Source organism: Ruegeria sp. CDSC021, from assembly GCF_059610845.1.
On record NZ_JBXWOK010000006.1, the window covers coordinates 139,156 to 159,401 of the forward strand.

Sequence of the window (20,246 nt, forward strand, 5' to 3'; positions counted from 1 at the left end):
AAACCTGGCGTATATACCGGTGTAAAAATTCCACCTAACTGCCCAAATCTTAGGAAAGGCCCGTTATTCGCTTTCAATATGTCCAAGATGTTTTGCAAGTCAACGGTCACCATTGTATCCGATCCTTTACCTAGTCGGTTCAAAACAATGCGTCCAAGCCCAGGAAACTGTTCTTCGCTGATTTCAGGAATTCTGCCATGTTGCGTTACATAATGCTGCTTTCCCTTTCCGGATTACTCCAATGTCAGAAGGATGAAACCGTTGCGGCCTATGGTGCTGCCGAACGGGAATGGGCCCTGCAAGAGATCAACGGTCAGCCCTACAATGCAAGTGCCTTATTGCGATTTCTGGAAGAAGGCAAAGTAACGGGCAACGCCCCCTGCAACAGCTACACGGGCAGGCTTAACGCGCCCTATCCATGGTTTGAGCTGACCGGCCTGACAGCGACCCGTGCCGCCTGTGCCGGGCTTGAGGCAGAAGGGATCTATTTCGCCGCCCTGCTTGCCATGACCCAATCCGAAGTATCAGGGAACCTGCTGATATTGCGCAATGAGGACGGGCAGGAAATGGTGTTCAAAGCTGCCGATTGATCTGATCAATAAACCGCGCCCGTGCGCCGGGCAGAGGGTTGTTCCCCAACGACGGAGCAACATGGTTCTCTAGAAAATGTCCGGTGGTCAGCAATCCTTGCACCACTTCGGTATCCGGCGCGTCGCCCACGCCACGCAGGCAAGGTGGCAAGGGAAGCAACCTATCCACCCAGTCCCCTGCCCCATCAGCGCTTACCGCACGACCTGTTTTCGGAGAAACATAATCCAAACCTTCTGTTACCCCCGTCACGGCACAGCGTGTCAGGTCAAGGCCAAACCCCAGCTCTTCCAGCAGCGACAATTCCCACCGCAGATAGGCAAGCACCCAAATTTCGTCCTGACCCAGCAGATCCATCAACTGTTCGGTTTGTTTATAGATGCGCGGATGCGCTTCGCGCTCAGGCAAACAGAACGAGAGCAGGGCCACCACCGTATTCAATCCAGCCAGCGCAAGCCTACCCGAAAACGCCGCCGCCGCCCGCGACCGCAGGGGCTCGACCTGAAAAGTGCCGATATGCTCCTCGAGCCGTGCGCGCCAAAGCACATCTAATTGCGCCCCGGGCTGCAGGATCGGCGCAATCTTGCGGCTGGTTCCACCACGTACGACGCCGGCATGACGACCGTGGCCTTCGGTAAAGACCTCGATAATTGCCGCCGTTTCGCCATGGCGGCGTGAGGTCAGAAGTATGCCGTGGTCGCGCCAGTCCAAAGCGTGTCCAATCTTGTGGGGTCAGTCCTGCCCGAGCAAAAGAACGCAAAGCCGGGACCTCTGCAAGAGAGACAGGGAAATCGACGACCTATTGAGTCAGAACGTGACCCCCGCGTGGATCAGGATGCCCAGGACCATAAGAAGGTTCAGCACCATAGAAATGCCGTTGCCAACATAGATGGGCAACTTCTTGACGATCAGACCGTAGATGAACCAAAGCAAAGACAACGCCGCATAGAGCGACCATGTTAACAGCGATTGGCCCGACGCATGTTGAGAGTGGGTAAAGAAGAGCTTCACAAGCTGTGGAAGCGTGGCAAATGGGCCTAAAATGCCGACAAATACCATGAAGCCCTCGAAGTGCTTCATCACAAGACCAAGGTTTGACTTTATGAACTTCTGACCAATTGTTTCAGCCAACGTAAGACCTCTATCCTTGTCATAGGCTGCAACGACCCGTTTCCGCACCATCCGTTAAATACGCGTACAAATAGCAAAATGGACCGTCTTACCAAGACCTATGCCATAACTTTGGCAGAGGCCTGCACCGCGTCTGTGCTAGTACCGCTAATCCAGACCGTCCTCACCCAGCAAATGGCGCCCCTGCCGGTCTTCGACCTCTATCACCCAGAGGTCAGGGTCAAAGCTGCGCTGGCGTTGGATCGCCTCGTCCACATCGGCCTCGGGACCAGAGGAGAGTTCAACCCACTTGCGCTCACCGCTCATCAGATCAAAGCTGCGCTGAAAGGCTGTGGCCTGACCGTCCAACGTGTTGAGCTTGATCAAAACCGCGCCGGCTGTGTCGTCACCATGGGCCACAACAAAGGCCGGTATTTCCTGAAATCGCAACCGTGCCAGATAGGCGTGAACCCAGAAGTCTGCCGTCAGTCGCGTCATGCGTTTCCGTCTTTGAATTCCAGACCCATTTCCGAATAGCGCTCAGATTCCTCCAGCCAGTTTGGCCGGACTTTGACCTGCAGGAACAGGTGGATCTTGCGATCTAGGAACTCTTCCAGCTCGGCACGGGCCGCCTGGCTGACGGCCTTGATGGTCTCGCCCTTTTTGCCCAGAACGATACCTTTATGGCCGTCGCGCATGACATAGATGATCTGGTCGATCTTTGCCGACCCGTCCTTGCGCTCTTCCCAATTCTCGGTCTCGACGGTCAGCTGATAGGGCAGTTCCTGATGCAGCCGCAGGGTCAGCTTTTCGCGTGTCATTTCAGCCGCGATCATACGCAACGGCAGATCAGCGATCTGGTCTTCCGGATATAGCCACGGGCTCTCGGGCAATTCGCCCGCCAACCATTTTCGCAGATCGTCAACGCCATGGCCCTTCTCGGCCGAGATCATGAATGTCTCGGCGAAAGAATAGCGGGAGTTGAAATCGCTGGTCAGGGCCAGCAGAACTTCGGACTGCACCCTGTCGATCTTGTTGATGGCCAGTGCGACGGTGCGGCCCGGACCGATCTCATTCAGACCTTCAAGGATGCGCTCTACGCCCTCGGTGATGCCACGATGCGCTTCGACCATCAGGACAACCACATCGGCATCCGCGGCCCCGCCCCATGCGGCGGCCACCATTGCCCGATCCAGACGGCGACGCGGTTTGAAAAGGCCCGGCGTGTCCACAAAGACCAGCTGTGCATCACCTTCCATCGCCACGCCCCGGATGCGGGCGCGGGTCGTCTGAACCTTATGTGTCACGATCGAGACCTTGGCCCCGACCATGCGATTCAGAAGGGTGGATTTGCCTGCGTTGGGCTCTCCGATCAGGGCGATAAATCCGGCGCGTGTCGTCATCTGGGGTTTGATCCTGTTTGCAGATGGGCCTCCCTATCGCAGAAAGAGGCAGCGGACCAGAGCGATTTGCAGCTTTGGCACATGCGTTCAGGATGGCATTGGGTGGGGTATGGTGGGCGACCCGTCACCGGAAATGACCCGGGTTCGACCGATAGGCATTTCCGGCCAGCCCTCAGGAGATCGGCTGTTTTTACCCGGTAGACTAATTCTGCAAACGGTCCAGCAACGACTTGGCAGCCGCCTGTTCGGCCTGACGCTTTGACCCTGCTGTTGCCTGCTCTTCTGCCCCGTCCTGAAGACGCGCAGCAATGGTGAAGACCGGCGCATGGTCCGGGCCAGAGCGTCTGACTTCGACATAGCTGGGCGGTTTCTGGCCCCGTGCCTGCGCCCATTCCTGAAGCGCCGTTTTGGCGTCACGGGCGTCGGCCTCGACATCGTGGATGCGATCACCCCAGAGTTTTAGGATAACGGCGCTGGCGACCTCGAACCCGGCGTCGCGATAAACTGCAGCGATGACCGCCTCCATCGCGTCGCCAAGCAAAGCTTGTTTGCGCCGCCCACCGGACAGCATTTCAGACCGGCCCAGTTTCAGTACAGCACCCAAATCAATCTGCAGCGCCACATCTGCACAGGCCTCTTTGCGCACAAGCGCATTGAACCGGGGTGCAAGCTGACCTTCGCTGGCCTTTTTGTCCGCCTCCAGCAAGGCCGTCGCCATCACCAGACCCAGCACCCGGTCGCCCAGAAACTCGAGCCGCTGGTTGTCCGGGCGCGTAGTCGAGGATACCGATCCATGGGTCAACGCGCGCACCAACAGCTCGGGGTTGGCAAATTCATACCCCAGACGCTTTTGAAACGCCTTTATTTCGGCGGATAGCTTCAATTCACGGCCTTAAAGAAACGGTCTCCGCGCCAGGTCCAGAAGAACAGCATCGACCGGCCAGCGGAGGAGAACATGATGCGATCTGCACGACCAATCAGGTTTTCATAGGGTACATATCCGACACCCCCGGCCGATTGCGGCAGGCGGCTGTCGCTGGAATTGTCGCGGTTATCGCCCATAAAGAAGTATTCGCCTTCGGGCACTGTATAGACGCCGGTATTGTCCGACCCCTGATTACCGATATTGAGCACATCATAGGACACCCCGTTGGGCAGGGTTTCGATCATGCGGGATTTCTCACACACGCCACCACGGCCAACCGGGCCGTTTTCACAGCGCGGGCGCAGACCCTGCGGACCTTGCGGAGCCGCGACCTCGGTAAAGACCCCATCGGGCTGCTGTGGAACCGGCGTCCCGTTCAAGATGATCTGGCCCTCAATGATCTGGATACGATCACCGGGCAGGCCAATCAGGCGTTTGATGTAGTCGCGGCCCGTCACCGGATGGCGAAATACGATCACATCGCCGCGCTCGGGATCACCGGCCCAGATACGCGAGTTGTCATCGCTTTGCATCCAGCCGCAAACATCTTCGGCGTCGATATTCAGGCCGACGCTGGGGATGATCAGACTGGGGCAAGAAGCATAGGAATAGCCATAGGCCATTTTGTTGACGAACAGGAAATCCCCGATCAACAGGGTCTGTTTCATCGACCCTGACGGAATCCAGAACGGCTGAAAGAACAGGGTACGGAAAACGCCCGCGATCAACAGCGCATAGACGATGGTTTTGATCGTCTCCCACACGGGATTTCCGGTTTTGACGTCTTCGGCCATGCTGCTCTCCGGTCCTTGGTTTGTTGGGGTGCTACATGCGCGGCGCGGCGGGGTTAGTCAAGACAGAGCGCTGCGTTCGCGAATTGGGCGCGCCTCGATCACCACGAAGGCCTGCGCCCAGGGGTGGTCATCGGTTAGGGTGACGTGGATGATCGCCGCATGACCCTCGGGGGTCATATCGTTGAGCCGTTCCGCCGCCCAACCGGTCACATGCATCACTGGCTGACCGGTTTTAAGGTTGGTGACAGCCATGTCCTTCCAGGAAATCCCCATACGAAGCCCGGTGCCCAGCGCCTTGGAGCACGCCTCTTTCGCGGCCCAGCGCTTGGCGTATGTGCCTGCTGTGTCTGCACGGCGTTCGGCCTTGCGTTGTTCAGTGTCGGTAAAAACGCGGTTACGGAACCGGTCACCAAACCTGTCGAGCGTGCCCTGAATGCGGTCTATGTTTGCGAGGTCTGTGCCGATGCCTAGGATCATGACAACCGCACCGTCAAAATCTTGTAACTTGCCACCCCAAAGAACCCGGCAAAGGCAAAATCGAACCAGCGGCGGGCGCGGCGGTAGGCGCCGACTGTGCGCTTAGACGAGAACAGGAATGCATAGCTGATGAAAATCAGCAACGAGCCCGCGTAGAGCAGGCCGAAATAGCCAAGCAGCATCGACAAGCTGGCGTCATTCGGGGCAACGATGGCGTAGATCGAGCCCCAGCTGAGGATCGCCTTGGGGTTGGTCAGGTGGATCGCCGCGCCTTTGGCAAAGATGGTGCGTAGCGAGCCGGTGACCGGGTTGCCCAACGCCATCTCCTCCGACGACAGCGCCCGTTTCAGGGCCTTGAGCGCCAGCCAGCCCAGATAGGCTACACCGACATAGCGGATCACTTCGAACACCCAGACATTGGCCAGCATGATCGCCGACAGGCCCAGCGCGGCGGCGATGCCCCAGGCAGCGGACCCAGCACAGATGCCCAGTGCAAAGACCAGGCCGGCGCGGCGGCCTTCGTTCATTGCAGTTCCGGCGATGCCCATGGTTGCCGGACCGGGTGAGCCTCCGGCCATCAGCCAGGCGATCCAGATTGCTATGAAACCCGAGGTTATCATCCCCGCGCCTCATCCATCAGGCGGCGCATTTCCTGAATGGCGGGGGTCATGCCCAAAAAGATCGATTCGCCAATCAGAAAGTGACCAATGTTCAACTCGCGCACCTCGGGGAAAGCGGCGACAGGTTTGACCGTGTCGTATGTCAGACCATGTCCGGCATGCACTTCGAGGCCAAGCGAATGGGCAAAGGTGGACATGTCGCGCAGGCCTTCCAGCTCTTGCGCTGCCTCATCCAGTTTGCCTTCGGCATGGGCGTCACAATAGGCGCCTGTGTGCAGTTCGATCACTTCGGCGCCGATGCGATGCGCGGCCTCGATCTGGCGACGGTCGGCGGCGATAAAGATCGACACGCGACAGCCCGCATCACGCAAAGGTGCAATGAAATGGGCCAGTTTGTTTTCTTCGCGCGCGACTTCCAGCCCGCCTTCGGTGGTCCGTTCCTCGCGCTTTTCGGGGACGATGCAGACCGCGTGCGGCTTATGGCGCAAAGCGATTTGTTGCATCTCGGGCGTGGCTGCCATTTCAAAATTCAGAGGTACCGAAAGAACCTCCATCAACCCGTCAATATCTGCGTCCGAAATATGCCTGCGATCTTCGCGCAGATGGGCAGTAATGCCATCTGCACCGGCCTGCTCGGCCAGCGTGGCCGCGCGCAAAGGGTCGGGATAGACCCCACCACGTGCATTCCGCACTGTGGCCACATGGTCGATATTCACACCGAGACGCAAACGGTTCTCAGACATCCTTTGATTCCTTTCCCAAATCCTGGCTCGAGCCTAGTTGGTTTGACTCTGGAACGGCAGCCTCGGATTCAGCCAGACGTTTGATTTCTTCAAACTTCTTTTTGATCCTGTCGCGACGCCGTTGCTGATAGGTGTGGACCAGCGGCAGGCTGAGATAGTAGCAAACCACCCCAGCCAGCAATCCGGGAAGAATGCCGCCAATCAGGTACGGAAAGAAAACCTCGTCGTAGAAAATTCCCAGCCCGTGCCAGTCAGCTACCCGGTCAGTGAATACTGCAATCAGGTTGTCTTTGAGATCACCGATCGCATTGGCAAACTTCCCCATAAGCCCATGGGTGTCGCCCTCTTCAAACTCGGTGCCCAACAGGAAATGCCCGGTCTGAAGGCAAACCACCCCGATGGGCACATAGGTCAAAGGGTTTCCGAAAAACGTACCGCTGAGTGCAGCCAGCATATTGCCGTTGAACAATCGCGCAGCCAGGGCGGCAATGCCAAAATGCAGCCCGTAAAAAGGTGTAAAGGCCGCAAACACTCCAAACCCTACCCCGCGGGCGATGCGTTCAGGTGAATCCGGCAATCGCCGGACGCGGTGTTTCACATAGTGGAACGCCCGGGTCCAGCCACCACGAGGATAGACGAATTCCGATGCGATCTGGACAGGCGAGCGTCGATCTCGGCGCTTGAATACCACTCCTGATCACCCCTTCTCAGCCAGCCGCAACTGCGGATTTAGCTCTGTCTCTGAAACGTTCAACCGCTGCAACATCGCTTTCGGCCTCAAGCATCAACATCAACGAATGCAACTGCTCAAGGTCGCGCAGTTCTACGTTGACCAGCAGGCGGTAAAAATCCGGTTTGCGATCCACAAATTCTAGGTTCGAGATATTGGCCTTTTTCTCGCCGATCAATGTACAAATGCGACCCAGCACACCTGCGTCATTGCCAATCGTAACATCAATCGTTGCCCCGTAAACAGCCGGGTGAGTTCCCGAGTGCCAGTGCAGATCGACCCAGCGTTTGGGCTCACTCTCGTATTCGCTCAGGCGATCACAGTCGATTGCATGCACGACAACACCTTTGCCGCGATAAGTGATCCCGACGATCCGTTCACCCGGCAATGGCTGGCAGCAAGGGGCGCGGTCAAACTTCTGCCCCGGCTCAAGACCGATCACGGCCCGGCGCATCGGGATGGCATCGCCATCATCCTGCGTCAGTTCCGGGTAGACGGCGCTGACCACATCATGGGCAGTTAGTTCTGCACTGCCCAGGCGCGCCAGCAGCTCATGCCGGTCTTTCAGGCGCAGATGCTTGGCAGCAGTGTCCAGCGCCTTGTCGGTCGCTTTGCGCCCGACATGTTCAAATCCCGATCGCGCGAGTTCTTTGCCCAGCTTGATGAACCGCTCTCGGTCAACCTCGCGCAGGGCGCGACGAATGGCTGTACGGGCTTTGCCGGTGACGGCAATTTCCAACCACGTGACTTGGGGAGTCTGACCGTCAGCTGTTATGATATCCACCGACTGCCCGTTTTTGATCCGGGTCCAAAGTGGCACGCGAATACCATCAACCTTGGCCCCTACACAGGCGTGCCCGATGCGCGTGTGGATGGCATAGGCAAAGTCGATCGGCGTCGCACCACGCGGCAGTTTCACCACGTCCCCCTTAGGCGTGAAACAAAAGACCTGATCCGAATACATCTCGAGCTTGACCGCCTCGAGGAAATCCTCGTGATCCTCTTCGCTGTCGAATTGTTCGGTCAGGTTGGCGATCCACTTAGCCGGGTCGACTGCAAAGGGGTTTTCCGAACGCACCCCATCCCGATAGGACCAATGCGCGGCCACGCCAGTTTCGGCGACATCATGCATCTGACGAGTGCGGATCTGAACCTCGACCCGCTTGCCGTCACGGCCTGAAACGGTGGTGTGGATCGACCGGTAACCGTTCGATTTCGGCTGGCTGATATAATCCTTGAACCGCCCCGGCACGGCGCGCCAACGCTGGTGGATCGCGCCAAGGGTTCGATAGCAGTCTTCTTCGCTTTGCGTAATGATGCGGAACCCGTAAATGTCGGACAGACGCGAGAACCCCTGGTCCTTTTCCTGCATCTTACGCCAAATCGAATAGGGTTTCTTGGCACGGCCAAAAACCTCGGCTTCAATCCCGGCCTTTTCAAGTTCGTGCCGCATGTCGCCGGTGATCCGGTGGATCACGTCACCCGTTTCGCGCTGCAGCGTGATGAAGCGGCGGATGATGGACTGGCGGCCTTCAGAGTTGAGAACGCGGAAGGCGAGGTCTTCCAACTCTTCCCGCATCCATTGCATACCCATACGGCCTGCAAGCGGCGCGTAGATATCCATCGTCTCGCGCGCTTTGACGATCTGCTTTTCGGGCCGCATCGCCTTGATTGTGCGCATATTGTGCAGACGGTCTGCCAGCTTGACCAGAATGACCCGCAAATCCTTGGACATCGCCATAAACAGCTTGCGAAAGTTCTCGGCCTGTTTGGTTTCGCGGCTGGACAGCTGAAGGTTTGTCAGTTTGGTGACCCCATCAACCAGCTTGGCGACTTCTTCGCCAAACAGCTCAGACACTTTGCCGTAATTGGCCTTGGTGTCTTCGATCGTATCGTGCAGCAGCGCCGTGATAATAGTCGCATCATCCAGACGCTGTTCGGTCAGGATGGCGGCAACGGCAACAGGGTGGGTGAAATAGGGCTCGCCAGAATGGCGGAATTGCCCATCATGCATCTGCTTACCGAACTCATAAGCTTTGGCAATGCGGTCTGCATTCGTCTTGGGATTGTAGTTGCGGACCAGCGCAATCAGGTCTTCAGCAGAAATCATCCGGTCCGCACCTTCATTTGTGGGGATTACCCCTGGCCTTGAGCCTCCATCAGAGCGCGCAGCAGCTTTTCTTCGGACATGTCGTCATCCGCAGGCTTGTCTGTTTCCGCACCCATCAGCAGCGCCATCTGGTCTTCTTCGGGCTCGTCGACCTCGATTTGGGTCTGGTTGGCCTCAATCAGCCGCTCGCGCAGCTCATCAGCGCTCTGGGTCTCGTCAGCGATCTCACGCAGAGATACAACCGGGTTTTTGTCGTTGTCACGGTCAACGGTGATCGGACCACCGGCGGAAATCTCGCGCGCACGATGGGCGGCAAGCATCACCAGTTCAAACCGGTTCGGAACCTTGTCTACGCAATCTTCAACCGTCACGCGGGCCATGGGGCGCTCTCCGTTACTGAATCCATGTCAGGAAGAGGTTTATCTAAGGGCGAATCCCTGCCTTGACAAGCAGGAAATGCTGCAAATGCACCAATCATAACGGGGTAACTGCCTCAATATCGTCCGAAGGAAGTCCCGCAAGCATTTCCCTGACGGTCTGGTCCAGTATCGGATGCCGCCAGTTCGGGGCAACATCCGCCATGGGAACAAGCACAAACGCACGATCCTGTACCCTTGGGTGCGGCAGGATCAACTGATCCGGCGCCTGCTGTTTCTGATCTTCGGGCGGCAGCGATAACCAGCTTTGAAAAACCTCGCGGTCGGGCAGAACCAGATCATCGTAACAGACCAGGTCCAGATCCAACGTCCGCATTCCCCAGCGCTGAATCCTCTCGCGCCCGTAATCATGTTCAATTCCATGCAATATCTGCAGCAACTCAATGGGTGACCTTTCAGTCTCGATCAACACGGCCGCATTCACATAGTCCGGGCCCGCGCCCGCAGGAAAACATGGGGTCGCATAAAAGCGGCTTTCAGCCCGAATCAACAGCCCCTGGCGCAAAATCGCGTCAATGGCATGCCGTAGCGTCAGATGGGGCTCAAAACCTCTCACTTTGAGATTTGCACCGAGGGCAAGCACTGCTTTTGAGGTGGTTTTGCGCATCCTACTCCCTATATTCGGCGAATTGCATACTTGCGATACACCATAAAACCCCTAATTATGGAGATATCAATGCGCTGTATTTTCCCAAGACTCACTCACGTAACACGCAGCGCGCTGATTTGTACCGGAAGGACCTATTTATGTTTTATAAAGACGAACGGCTAGCGCTGTTCATCGACGGCTCGAATCTTTATGCAGCCGCAAAAGCACTGGGGTTTGACATTGACTATAAACTGCTGCGCCAGGAATTCATGCGCCGCGGTAAGATGCTCAGAGCTTTCTATTACACAGCGCTACTTGAAAATGACGAGTATTCGCCCATCCGTCCACTGGTTGATTGGCTGCATTACAATGGCTTCACCATGGTTACGAAACCGGCAAAAGAATACACCGACAGCATGGGGCGTCGGAAAGTCAAAGGTAACATGGATATCGAACTGACCGTCGATGCCATGGAGCTTGCACCACGTGTAGACCATATCGTGCTGTTTTCCGGCGATGGGGATTTCCGCCCGCTGATTGCAAGCCTGCAACGTCAGGGGGTACGCGTTTCTGTGGTGTCCACCATTCGCAGCCAGCCCCCCATGATCTCGGACGAATTGCGCCGCCAGGCCGACAACTTCATTGAGCTGGAAGATCTCCGCGACGTGATCGGTCGTCCGCCGCGCGAAATGCCGATGGAACCGCGCACCGTTGCCGCAGGCGGGTAATAACCTGGCCTCAAAGCAAACTCGGTTGAAAATTAGCGCGGTCAGGGGAAACCCTGGCCGCGCTTTTTAAACAAAGATCAGGTGCTGAAAACACCTATTGGCTAGCATTGAACCATGTCGGATCAATGACATTGTCCTGACTGGACCATGGCCGTGAAAAGACTTACCTGTGTCGGTAAGGAGAACGCGACATGACCAAGCCCCCCCTGACCCTCTATCTCGCCGCCCCGCGCGGGTTCTGTGCTGGTGTCGACAGGGCCATAAAGATTGTCGAGATGGCGCTGCAGAAATGGGGTGCCCCGGTCTATGTTCGGCACGAGATTGTCCATAACAAATTCGTGGTCGATGGACTGCGCGCCAAAGGTGCGATCTTTGTCGATGAACTGGAAGACTGCCCCGACGATCGCCCAGTGATATTCTCGGCGCACGGGGTTCCCAAATCGGTACCCGCGACGGCGGCGCAGCGCCAGATGGTCTATGTCGACGCCACCTGCCCGCTGGTCTCCAAAGTCCATGTCGAAGCACAGCGCCACGCCGAAGCCGGGCTGCAGATGATCATGATCGGTCATAAGGGCCATCCCGAAACCATCGGAACCATGGGACAGCTCCCGGACGGAGAGGTTTTGCTGGTCGAAACCGTTGCAGATGTCGCCGACGTCCAGGTCCGCGACCCTGACAGACTGGCCTTTGTCACTCAGACGACCCTGTCGGTTGACGACACAAAGGATGTCATCGAGGCACTTCAGGCCCGGTTCCCGTCCATTGTCGGCCCCCACAAAGAAGACATCTGTTACGCCACAACCAACCGGCAAGAGGCGGTCAAGGTTGTGGCCCGGAAGTCCGATGCCCTGTTGGTTGTGGGGGCGCCGAATTCATCAAACTCGCGCCGTTTGGTCGAGGTCGCGGCACGCGCGGGATGCAGCTATGCCCAACTGGTGCAACGCGCGACCGACATCGACTGGCGCGCACTCGAAGGTATCTCTTCGATCGCTCTGACAGCAGGCGCTTCTGCCCCCGAGGTTCTGATCAACGAAGTTATTGATGCGTTCAGACAGCATTACGATGTGACGGTCGAGATGGTCGAAACAGCGACCGAGAATGTCGAGTTCAAAGTCCCGCGCGTCCTGCGCCAACCCGCATGAGTGGCATACCAAGGGCGCCGCTGTTTCTGGGGTTGGCCGGGCTGATCCCCTTCATCTGGGGCGCGCTGACCTATCTGAACGGCGATCTGAACGACTGGGGCCGACAGGCACTGGGCGCACGTTTTGTCGGTCCGTATATCCAGTTGTATTATGGGGCGATCATCCTCAGCTTTATGTCCGGCGTGCTGTGGGGGTTTTCCAGTAAAACCTCTGGCAGCAAGGCCGCGACCTGTTATGCGCTGTCCACATTACCCGCCCTGTGGGCCTTTCTGAAAACCGGCAGCGGGCCTGTCAGCACTGGCACAAATCTGATGTGGGGGTTTGGCGGGCTACTGGTGTTGGATGCCATCTTTTCGTATTGGCGGCTAACACCAGTCTGGTGGATGCGGTTGCGCATTTTGCTGACCGCAGTCGTATTGGCCTGCCTTGCCGTCGGAGTCTATCTGTGAGCGATCCCAAAACTATCAACGCCTATACCAACAACGTGGCCGAATACCTCAAGGTTCCTCTACCACCGGAGCAGCTGACATCGCGTCAGGAATTTGCCGATGCCGTCGGTAAGGGGCATGTGTTGGATCTGGGCTCGGGCCCCGGGTCAGACAGCGCGTTCTTTCTACGCCAGGGCCTGAGCGTGCATGCGCTGGATGCGACGCCCGCTTTTGTTGACTATGCGCGCGCCAATGGCGTGGACGCGCATCTGGGTACTTTCGACGACGTGACCGAAGTGGCCGCATATGACGGCATCTACGCCAGCTTCTCGCTGCTGCACGCGCCTCGCAAGGATTTCCCACGCCATTTGGCGGCCATCCACCGGGCGCTGAAACCGCAGGGCGTTTTTTTCCTGGGCCTCAAACTGGGCACGGGCGAACATCGCGATCATCTGGATCGCTATTATAGCTACTTCTCGCAGAACGAGATCGAGGAGGCCCTGGCAGATGCCGGCTTTACCATCGACGGGATTAGGACCGGGATCGGCAAAGGTCTGGCGGGTTCTTACGATGGCTTCATTCTGGTGCTGGCCCATGCCTGAACTGTTTGCCTATACTGACGGTGCTTGTTCTGGCAATCCAGGCCCGGGTGGCTGGGGCGTGTTGCTGCGTGCAATGGAAGGCGACACCGTCCTGAAACAGCGTGAACTGAGCGGCGGCGAAGCTGAAACCACCAACAACCGAATGGAACTGCTGGCCGCGATCAGCGCGCTTGAAACGCTTGAACGTGCCTCTAAAATCACCGTAATCACTGACAGCGCCTATGTGAAAAACGGCGTCACTGGTTGGATCTTCGGCTGGAAAAAGAATGGCTGGAAGACCTCGAACAAGAAGCCGGTTAAGAATGTCGATCTGTGGCAACGGCTGGATGAGGCGCAGATGCGCCATGATGTGACTTGGGAATGGGTCAAGGGCCATGCGGGTCACCCGGAAAACGAAAAGGCCGATGAACTTGCCCGCGCAGGCATGGCCCCATTCAAACCAAAGAAGGCACAGACATGAGCGGTTTGGACCTGCTCGATTATGCCTCGGTTCTGGTTTTTGCGCTGACTGGCGCATTGGTCGCCAGTCGCGCGCAGCTTGATCTTGTAGGGTTTGCCTTTATCGCCTGCCTGACCGCCGTTGGCGGCGGCACGGTGCGTGACCTGCTGTTGGATCGGAATCCGGTGTTCTGGGTTGGCCAGCCCAGCTATGTCCTGATGGCCTGCAGTGCGGCGGTGCTTGTGTTCTTTACAGCCCATCTGGTCGAAAGCCGATATAACTGGCTGGTTTGGTTGGACAGTTTCGCCCTGTCCATTGCAGTAGCTGCCGGCACGGGCGTCGCATTATCCTTGGACCAATCCGGCACGATCGTGGTGTTGATGGGTGTCACCACCGGATGCTTTGGCGGCCTGATGCGGGACGTGGTCTGCAACGAGGTTCCGCTGGTGCTGAAACAGGGTGAGCTTTATGTGTCTTGCGCCCTTGCAGGCTCGGTAGCGGCCGTTATTGCCAAACGGATGGGGTTCGAGGAACTGACCGTGCTTGTCGCCTGCGCCCTGATCTGCTGGGCATTGCGGGCAGGATCGCTGCTGTTCGGCTGGAAACTGCCCGTCTACAAAAGCCGCCCGCCACGCAGTCGCCCTTGATCAAGGCTTAGCGGCGCATATAGGTCTGCCAGATCCAGATCACCAGAAGCGCGCCCAGCACAGCGCCGATGAACCCGGACAGCCAGCCCATCATCGTGACCAATGCCCGCAGGAGAAACCCACCAACCAAGGCACCAATGATACCGATCAGCATGGTGGTTGGGATATCTGCCTCAATCCGCATCAGGCGGGTGGCCAGAAAACCCGCAGCGGCGCCGATGACGATCAGGGCGATGAGGGGCATGTCACTTCCTCCAATGGGTCGGAACGATGATCAGCGCCCCGACAGAGGACAGCACTGCATCCAGACCGGGCGGGCCAAAGCTGACCCCGAACATGATGCGCACGAAATAGAACAGGAATGCACCACCTAAGCAGATGATGATCGACTGCAGAATGCCATTATGGGTAAAGCCGGATTTCTCGGACAGATAGCCGACAATCCCAGCAATAACGACAGTCCCCATCAGGATCATGAACATGGCGGCCTACTCCGATGACAGGCGGGTACCAACGGCAATCGGCCACCCCCGCAGAAAAGTTTCCCTATCCTGCGCCCCTTTACCCGCCCGTTGCAAGCGCAGCAGCTCGATCGCGTCATCGTCACAGGCAACCTTCAGTTGGTCGTCAAGAACCTCTCCTGCAACACCCTGCCCCTCAGCTAATTTGGAACCAAGCAGCTTGATCCGCTCGCCATTCATCTCGGTCCAGGCGCCGGGAAAGGGGGACAGGCCACGGATCTGACGGTCAATTTCGACCGCGGGTCTGGCCCAGTCAACACGCGCCTCAGCCTTGTCGATCTTGGCGGCATAGGTCACGCCGTCGTCGGGTTGAGGCTCGGGCGTCAGGTTCGGCAGTTTGGACAGTGCCTCGACGATCAGAGAAGCGCCCATTTCAGACAGCCGGTCATGCAACTGCCCTGTGGTCTCCTGCGCACCAATGTCGGTGGCCCGCCGCAACAGGACTGGCCCGGTATCCAGACCAGCCTCCATCTGCATGATGCAAATACCGGTCTGCGCATCACCCGCCATGATCGCCCGATGGATCGGAGCGGCCCCGCGCCAACGCGGCAACAGGCTTGCATGAATGTTCAGACATCCCTGCGATGGCGTATCCAAAATCGGTTGGGGCAGCAACAGGCCATAGGCCACGACGACAGCCACATCCGCATTCAACGCGGCAAAGGCGTCCTGTTCTTCCGCCGATTTCAATGAGACCGGATGCCGAACGGTCAGTCCCAATGCCTCGGCCCGAGCATGAACGGGGGTTGGACGATCCTTTTTGCCTCTGCCCGCTGGGCGCGGAGGCTGGCAGTAGACGGCGGCAACCTCATGCCCCGCATCAATCAGCGCGTCCAGCACCGGAACCGAGAAATCGGGTGTCCCCATAAAGATCAGCCGCATGCCTACCCCAGCTTTTTAGCTTTGCGCAGCAGAATGTCGCGTTTGACCTTGCTGAGCCTGTCGAAATACATCCGCCCGTTTAGATGGTCGATCTGGTGCTGCACGCTGGTGGCTTCGATCCCGACAAAGTCACGGCGGTCGATGATGCCTTTTTCGTTGAGAAACTTTACCGTCACAGCCCGGGGACGTTTCACCTTAGCCGACACGCCAGGCAAGTTTGGGCTGGCTTCTTCATGCTCGCGCAATTCGACCGATCTGTGCAGGATCTCAGGGTTTGCCAGCCGCACGGCCCGCCCCCTCTCGGTCGAGCCATCGACCACCGCCAGCCGGAGCATCACGCCGATCTGCGGTGCGGCAAGGCCGACGCCGGGTATCGCCTCCATCGTGTCGATCATGTCATCCCAGATGGCACGAACCTCGTCAGTAATTTCGGTGATATCTTCGGCTTTGGTCCGCAGGCGCTTATCAGGCCATGGCAGGCAGGTACGAACGGTCATTCGCGCGCCTGCTCGCGTTTCAGCTTTTGCATTTTTCGGGTGATCATCTGGCGTTTCATAGGCTTGAGATAGTCGATGAACAGCTTCCCGTTCAGGTGGTCAATCTCATGCTGGACACAGGTTGCCCAAAGGCCATCGAATGTTTCCCGCTGCGCGTTACCGTCACGATCGATCCAAGCCACATCCACGACCTTTGGGCGCGTGACTTCGGCGAATTGTTCGGGGATCGAAAGACAACCTTCTTCATAGACATTCGTCTCGTCAGACGACGCGACCACTTCGGGGTTGAACATGATCAGCGGGCGCGGTGCCTCGCCCTCTTCCTTGACACAGTCCATAACAATCAGCCGGTCCAGCATCCCAATCTGAGGCGCTGCCAGCCCGATACCAGGCGCATCATACATCGTCTCAAGCATGTCATCAGCCAGCTGGCGCAATTCGTCCGTCAGATCCACTACGGGAGAGCAGATCTTTTTCAGGCGGGGGTCGGGATGGATCAGTATATTGCGTTTCATGAGGTTGATTTAGGCCATCACGCCCTAAGCCGCAACGCCCCCCTTGCACCTGCCGAATATGCGGCTAGCTTTCATCCGGACAGATGGAGCAGATATGACATTCAACGACCTGATCGACCGCCGCGGCACTAACAGTTCGAAATGGGACAAGCTTGAAAAGCTGTATGGCCTTTCGCCGGATGACAGTCTGGCAATGTGGACGGCCGATTCCGACTATTCTACGGCGCCTTGTGTGATCGGCGCTGTGCGTAACGCGGCGGATCACGGTGTTTTCGGATATTCCTGGATGCACCCGGACTACCTGAATTCCGTCCAATGGTGGATGAAGAACCGCCACGGGTGGGAGATCGATTCTGATTGGATTCTGACGTCGCAGGGTCTGGGAAATGCGATTGCGCTCTGCCTCGATGTCTGGACCAGTCCGGGCGACGGAGTGGTCATCTTTACACCCGTCTACCATGAGTTTGCACATAAGGTGAACAAGTCAGGTCGGCGCGTAGTGGAGTGCCCCCTGATGCGCGACGGCGACGGCTATGGCCTTGATCTGGAAGACGCGCAGTCGCGGCTGGACGGAACCGAGAAGATGCTTTTGTGGTGCTCGCCTCAGAACCCCTCGGGCCGGGTCTGGACGCCAGAGGAATTGCGCGCAGTCGCGGCATTTGCGGAACGGAACAGCCTTATTCTGGTATCGGATGAGATTCACCACGATCTGGTCTATCCCGGCACGACCTTTGTTCCGATGGATGTCGCCGCGCTGGATGCGCGGCCCTGGACCGTGACACTGACTGCAGCGTCCAAGACCTTCAACATCGCAGGTCAACGGACGGGGAATATGATCATTCCCGACCCGGACCTGCGCGCCGCGATGCGCCGCCGAATCCAGACACTGGATTATGATCCCAGCGCATTGGGAGTCGCAATGATCACCGCTGCCTATTCGCCTGAAGGGGCCGCTTGGGTGGATGAACAGATCGCCCATCTTGATAGCAACCGAAAAATCTTTGACGCTGCAATCGCAGAAATCCCTGGCCTGTGGTCAATGCCCCTACAGGCAACCTTTTTGGCTTGGATTGATTTCTCGGGCACCGGAATGGACCACGCAGAATTTACCCGACGTCTGCGCGAGGATGCAAAAATCGCCACCTCGCCCGGCCCCGGCTTTGGTGCGGGCGGAGAGACATTCGAGCGGTTCAATCTTGCGACGCAACGCGGGCGTGTTGAAGAGGCCAGCAAACGGCTGAAACACGCGTTTTCCGATCTGCAATAGCGGGATGCCCATCGGCAGACCCGATGGGCAAATGCCTAGTCCTTGTTTCCAAGCAGCGCGATGGGCGCGTCCGGAGATCGATAGAAATCCAAAGGGGCCTTGTCGGAGGCGGCCGTGCTGCGCTTGAATTCATAGCGCATTTCGCCTGCCTCACATTCATCGGCAATGATCAGGCATTGATATAAGTGACGCGCGCCATCGTAGATATCGACCAAACCGCGCAATCGAGGCGTGGTCGCGGCCTCTACGGTGAAGCCATCCTTCCACAATCGGAGAATTTTGTAGGTATTGTCACCCAATTCGACACGAAGTCGGCTGGTTTTCTTCAGACTCGCGATTCGCGCAGCATCCAATTCGGCGCTGATTTCTTTGGAAACATAGGTACTCATATCAAAACTCCCCCGCAGCGGACTCTATTTTGGAACGTAGACTGTAAAAATCCAGTGAAGCCGATCACTCAACGCGGTCGAATCCAAACCTGTTGCACGGAAATCCCATTCCAACCTGTGCGAAAACGCAGGCACAATGCGCGGCGGCTCGCATAGGATCGGTTCCCTTCAAAGCGTATGTTCCGGGAAACCGCATTACGGAGGATCCAAGCATGGGCCTATTGGTCGACGGCAAATGGCACGACACATGGTATGATACCAAATCCACAGGCGGCGCCTTCAAGCGTAGCGCGGCGCAATTTCGCAACTGGTTGACCGCTGATGGCAGTGCCGGACCCTCCGGCACGGGCGGCTTCAAAGCCGAACCTGACCGGTACCATCTTTATGTCAGCCATGCCTGCCCCTGGGCCCACAGGACACTGATATTCCGCGAACTGAAAGAGCTGTCCGATCTGATCCCGGTTTCGGTCGTACACCCAGACATGCTGACCAAGGGATGGACATTTGCAACCGACGAACACGGGGCGGCGGGCGACGTACTGTACGGAATGGACTATACCCACCAAATCTATACCAAGGCTGACCCGACCTATTCGGGGCGCGTAACCGTTCCGATCCTGTGGGACAAGGAACAGGAAACCATCGTCTCAAACGAAAGTTCGGAAATCATCCGGATGTTCAACTCGGCCTTTGACGGGATCACCGGGAACACCGATGATTACTGGCCCGAGGCGATGCGTGACGAAATCGAACAGGTCAATGCCCGCGTCTATTCCGACATCAATAACGGGGTCTACAAATCCGGCTTTGCCACCAGCCAGGCGGCATATGACGCAGCCGTTGGCCCGCTCTTTGACACGCTGGACTGGCTCGAAGACCGGCTGTCCACCAGCCGCTATCTGATGGGCGACCGCATCACCGAGGCCGACTGGCGGTTGTTCACCACGCTGATCCGGTTTGATCCGGTCTACCATCTGCATTTCAAATGCAACCGGCGGCGTCTGATCGACTATCCCAACCTGTGGGCCTATACCCGCGAGCTGTACCAGTGGCCGGGTGTCGCGCGGACCGTGAACTTAAACCATATCGTGCGCCACTATCACTACAGCCATGAGAGCATTAACCCGCACCGGATCATCCCGACGAACCCGATCCTGAACTATCTGGAGCCCCATGGGCGCGATCAGCGCCCCGCCGCGTAATGCTCAACCATCGCCGCCAGATCCTCTGGCGGCGTGCAGCTTTGCACATAAGCGCAGGCATTCGGGCTATGGGCAAAGATCGAGCCATCCGAAAAGAAAGTGGTGTTGGTCACGAAGATCACCCGGGCCTCGGGCCTGCGATAGCTGGCAAAGTCAGCCACGGCCAAGGCGCTACCGGTTTCCAGCACCAGATCCATCACGATGATCTCAAATTCGGCACCATAAAGGGCAAGGATCGCATCCTCTTGCCCGGTCACAAGCGTGACCTCGGCACCCTGTCGCTCAAGATGCCTTTTCCAGACCCGACCTAAATCAGGGTTACTCTCAACAATCAGTACATTCATCATCAACAACCTCGGCACTTATATTGGTGAGTGGTGCCGACCCCTAAGGTTTGTGTTCACGCCAATTCATTAACAAAGTGTTAACCGAGACGGAGCACGCCCCTGATCACGCGGATT

Annotated in this window: 29 protein-coding genes; 9 read left to right on the plus strand and 20 right to left on the minus strand. The window is 57.5% G+C overall.

The features are described from left to right. The first annotated feature begins 197 nt into the window (after positions 1–197). Positions 198–590, plus strand: a complete 393-nt coding sequence (locus tag AC2FGB_RS11535) for an META domain-containing protein (protein ID WP_496690315.1) — start codon at positions 198–200, stop codon at positions 588–590. On the opposite strand, the gene recO is transcribed toward AC2FGB_RS11535, so the two are convergent. From recO to folK, 13 genes are all read right to left on the minus strand, one after another. After that, the gene (gene recO, locus AC2FGB_RS11540; RefSeq protein ID WP_496690316.1) at positions 574–1,299 is read right to left on the minus strand and encodes a DNA repair protein RecO; all 726 of its coding nucleotides are present in this window, start codon (positions 1,297–1,299) and stop codon (positions 574–576) included. The genes AC2FGB_RS11535 and recO overlap by 17 nt on opposite strands. A 96-nt stretch (positions 1,300–1,395) precedes the next feature. Continuing rightward, on the minus strand, positions 1,396–1,719 hold the full coding sequence (locus AC2FGB_RS11545; protein WP_271951337.1) for a SemiSWEET transporter: 324 nt from the start codon (positions 1,717–1,719) through the stop codon (positions 1,396–1,398). Between the two features lie 147 nt (positions 1,720–1,866). Next, a complete protein-coding gene (locus tag AC2FGB_RS11550) occupies positions 1,867–2,196 on the minus strand; it encodes a DUF1491 family protein (RefSeq protein ID WP_496690317.1) in 330 nt (109 codons plus the stop codon). Next, a complete protein-coding gene (gene era / locus AC2FGB_RS11555) occupies positions 2,193–3,101 on the minus strand; it encodes a GTPase Era (protein WP_496694501.1) in 909 nt (302 codons plus the stop codon). Before era ends, AC2FGB_RS11550 begins: the two co-directional genes overlap by 4 nt. Positions 3,102–3,303: 202 nt before the next feature. Next, entirely contained in the window at positions 3,304–3,984 is a 681-nt protein-coding gene (gene rnc, locus AC2FGB_RS11560; RefSeq protein WP_496694502.1) for a ribonuclease III, read from the minus strand. Then, positions 3,981–4,820: a signal peptidase I gene (lepB, locus tag AC2FGB_RS11565; protein WP_496694503.1), complete on the minus strand. Its 840-nt coding sequence runs from the start codon at positions 4,818–4,820 to the stop codon at positions 3,981–3,983. Before lepB ends, rnc begins: the two co-directional genes overlap by 4 nt. A 57-nt stretch (positions 4,821–4,877) precedes the next feature. Next, positions 4,878–5,297 carry a holo-ACP synthase gene (gene acpS / locus AC2FGB_RS11570; RefSeq protein ID WP_142639245.1) on the minus strand — a complete coding sequence of 140 codons (420 nt, stop codon included), beginning with the start codon at positions 5,295–5,297 and terminating at the stop codon, positions 4,878–4,880. Next, positions 5,294–5,917, minus strand: a complete 624-nt coding sequence (locus AC2FGB_RS11575) for a LysE family translocator (protein WP_282027895.1) — start codon at positions 5,915–5,917, stop codon at positions 5,294–5,296. The genes acpS and AC2FGB_RS11575 overlap by 4 nt, the downstream gene beginning before the upstream one ends. Next, on the minus strand, positions 5,914–6,660 hold the full coding sequence (locus AC2FGB_RS11580) for a pyridoxine 5'-phosphate synthase (protein ID WP_281995877.1): 747 nt from the start codon (positions 6,658–6,660) through the stop codon (positions 5,914–5,916). Before AC2FGB_RS11580 ends, AC2FGB_RS11575 begins: the two co-directional genes overlap by 4 nt. After that, positions 6,653–7,351 (minus strand): DUF2062 domain-containing protein, encoded by a 699-nt coding sequence (locus AC2FGB_RS11585; protein ID WP_142639238.1) that lies wholly within the window; start codon positions 7,349–7,351, stop codon positions 6,653–6,655. Before AC2FGB_RS11585 ends, AC2FGB_RS11580 begins: the two co-directional genes overlap by 8 nt. A 16-nt stretch (positions 7,352–7,367) precedes the next feature. Then, complete coding sequence (locus AC2FGB_RS11590; RefSeq protein WP_142639236.1) at positions 7,368–9,500, minus strand: RelA/SpoT family protein; 2,133 nt, start codon at positions 9,498–9,500, stop codon at positions 7,368–7,370. A 26-nt stretch (positions 9,501–9,526) separates the two neighbouring features. After that, positions 9,527–9,880, minus strand: a complete 354-nt coding sequence (rpoZ, locus tag AC2FGB_RS11595; protein WP_142639234.1) for a DNA-directed RNA polymerase subunit omega — start codon at positions 9,878–9,880, stop codon at positions 9,527–9,529. Positions 9,881–9,974: 94 nt separating this feature from the next. Next, positions 9,975–10,544: a 2-amino-4-hydroxy-6-hydroxymethyldihydropteridine diphosphokinase gene (gene folK, locus AC2FGB_RS11600; RefSeq protein WP_496694504.1), complete on the minus strand. Its 570-nt coding sequence runs from the start codon at positions 10,542–10,544 to the stop codon at positions 9,975–9,977. A 140-nt stretch (positions 10,545–10,684) separates the two neighbouring features. Here folK and AC2FGB_RS11605 point away from each other — a divergent pair, with 140 nt between their 5' ends. The 6 genes from AC2FGB_RS11605 to AC2FGB_RS11630 all read left to right on the plus strand — a co-directional run bounded on the left by AC2FGB_RS11605 (position 10,685) and on the right by AC2FGB_RS11630 (position 14,512). Further along, on the plus strand, positions 10,685–11,254 hold the full coding sequence (locus AC2FGB_RS11605; protein WP_142639223.1) for a LabA-like NYN domain-containing protein: 570 nt from the start codon (positions 10,685–10,687) through the stop codon (positions 11,252–11,254). Between the two features lie 191 nt (positions 11,255–11,445). Next, positions 11,446–12,396, plus strand: a complete 951-nt coding sequence (gene ispH / locus AC2FGB_RS11610; protein WP_496690322.1) for a 4-hydroxy-3-methylbut-2-enyl diphosphate reductase — start codon at positions 11,446–11,448, stop codon at positions 12,394–12,396. Continuing rightward, positions 12,393–12,845 (plus strand): DUF3429 domain-containing protein, encoded by a 453-nt coding sequence (locus AC2FGB_RS11615; protein WP_496678771.1) that lies wholly within the window; start codon positions 12,393–12,395, stop codon positions 12,843–12,845. The genes ispH and AC2FGB_RS11615 overlap by 4 nt, the downstream gene beginning before the upstream one ends. Beyond that, complete coding sequence (locus AC2FGB_RS11620) at positions 12,842–13,426, plus strand: class I SAM-dependent DNA methyltransferase (protein ID WP_496690323.1); 585 nt, start codon at positions 12,842–12,844, stop codon at positions 13,424–13,426. Before AC2FGB_RS11615 ends, AC2FGB_RS11620 begins: the two co-directional genes overlap by 4 nt. Next, the gene (gene rnhA, locus AC2FGB_RS11625) at positions 13,419–13,886 is read left to right on the plus strand and encodes a ribonuclease HI (protein ID WP_142639217.1); all 468 of its coding nucleotides are present in this window, start codon (positions 13,419–13,421) and stop codon (positions 13,884–13,886) included. Before AC2FGB_RS11620 ends, rnhA begins: the two co-directional genes overlap by 8 nt. After that, positions 13,883–14,512 carry a trimeric intracellular cation channel family protein gene (locus AC2FGB_RS11630; protein ID WP_496694505.1) on the plus strand — a complete coding sequence of 210 codons (630 nt, stop codon included), beginning with the start codon at positions 13,883–13,885 and terminating at the stop codon, positions 14,510–14,512. Before rnhA ends, AC2FGB_RS11630 begins: the two co-directional genes overlap by 4 nt. A 7-nt stretch (positions 14,513–14,519) precedes the next feature. Here AC2FGB_RS11630 and AC2FGB_RS11635 read toward each other — a convergent pair whose 3' ends face one another. From AC2FGB_RS11635 to def (AC2FGB_RS11655), 5 genes are read right to left on the minus strand one after another with little or no spacing between them, the layout of a single operon-like run. Then, complete coding sequence (locus AC2FGB_RS11635; RefSeq protein WP_271951375.1) at positions 14,520–14,756, minus strand: GlsB/YeaQ/YmgE family stress response membrane protein; 237 nt, start codon at positions 14,754–14,756, stop codon at positions 14,520–14,522. A gap of 1 nt (position 14,757) precedes the next feature. Next, the gene (locus AC2FGB_RS11640; protein ID WP_496690325.1) at positions 14,758–14,994 is read right to left on the minus strand and encodes a hypothetical protein; all 237 of its coding nucleotides are present in this window, start codon (positions 14,992–14,994) and stop codon (positions 14,758–14,760) included. Positions 14,995–15,000: 6 nt separating this feature from the next. Further along, on the minus strand, positions 15,001–15,915 hold the full coding sequence (fmt, locus tag AC2FGB_RS11645; RefSeq protein WP_496694506.1) for a methionyl-tRNA formyltransferase: 915 nt from the start codon (positions 15,913–15,915) through the stop codon (positions 15,001–15,003). Positions 15,916–15,917: 2 nt separating this feature from the next. Continuing rightward, on the minus strand, positions 15,918–16,412 hold the full coding sequence (gene def / locus AC2FGB_RS11650) for a peptide deformylase (RefSeq protein WP_496694507.1): 495 nt from the start codon (positions 16,410–16,412) through the stop codon (positions 15,918–15,920). Beyond that, positions 16,409–16,927 carry a peptide deformylase gene (def, locus tag AC2FGB_RS11655; RefSeq protein ID WP_271951383.1) on the minus strand — a complete coding sequence of 173 codons (519 nt, stop codon included), beginning with the start codon at positions 16,925–16,927 and terminating at the stop codon, positions 16,409–16,411. Before def (AC2FGB_RS11655) ends, def (AC2FGB_RS11650) begins: the two co-directional genes overlap by 4 nt. A gap of 94 nt (positions 16,928–17,021) precedes the next feature. Between def (AC2FGB_RS11655) and AC2FGB_RS11660 the strand changes: the two genes are divergently transcribed. Further along, entirely contained in the window at positions 17,022–18,194 is a 1,173-nt protein-coding gene (locus tag AC2FGB_RS11660; protein WP_281995874.1) for a MalY/PatB family protein, read from the plus strand. Between the two features lie 35 nt (positions 18,195–18,229). Here the strand turns inward: AC2FGB_RS11660 and AC2FGB_RS11665 are convergent, their stop codons facing one another. Further along, positions 18,230–18,583 (minus strand): hypothetical protein, encoded by a 354-nt coding sequence (locus AC2FGB_RS11665; protein ID WP_142639206.1) that lies wholly within the window; start codon positions 18,581–18,583, stop codon positions 18,230–18,232. A 212-nt stretch (positions 18,584–18,795) separates the two neighbouring features. Here AC2FGB_RS11665 and AC2FGB_RS11670 point away from each other — a divergent pair, with 212 nt between their 5' ends. Next, positions 18,796–19,785 carry a glutathione S-transferase family protein gene (locus tag AC2FGB_RS11670; protein ID WP_281995873.1) on the plus strand — a complete coding sequence of 330 codons (990 nt, stop codon included), beginning with the start codon at positions 18,796–18,798 and terminating at the stop codon, positions 19,783–19,785. On the opposite strand, the gene AC2FGB_RS11675 is transcribed toward AC2FGB_RS11670, so the two are convergent. Next, positions 19,767–20,129, minus strand: a complete 363-nt coding sequence (locus tag AC2FGB_RS11675; protein ID WP_281995887.1) for a response regulator transcription factor — start codon at positions 20,127–20,129, stop codon at positions 19,767–19,769. The genes AC2FGB_RS11670 and AC2FGB_RS11675 overlap by 19 nt on opposite strands. Between the last annotated feature and the right edge of the window lie 117 nt (positions 20,130–20,246).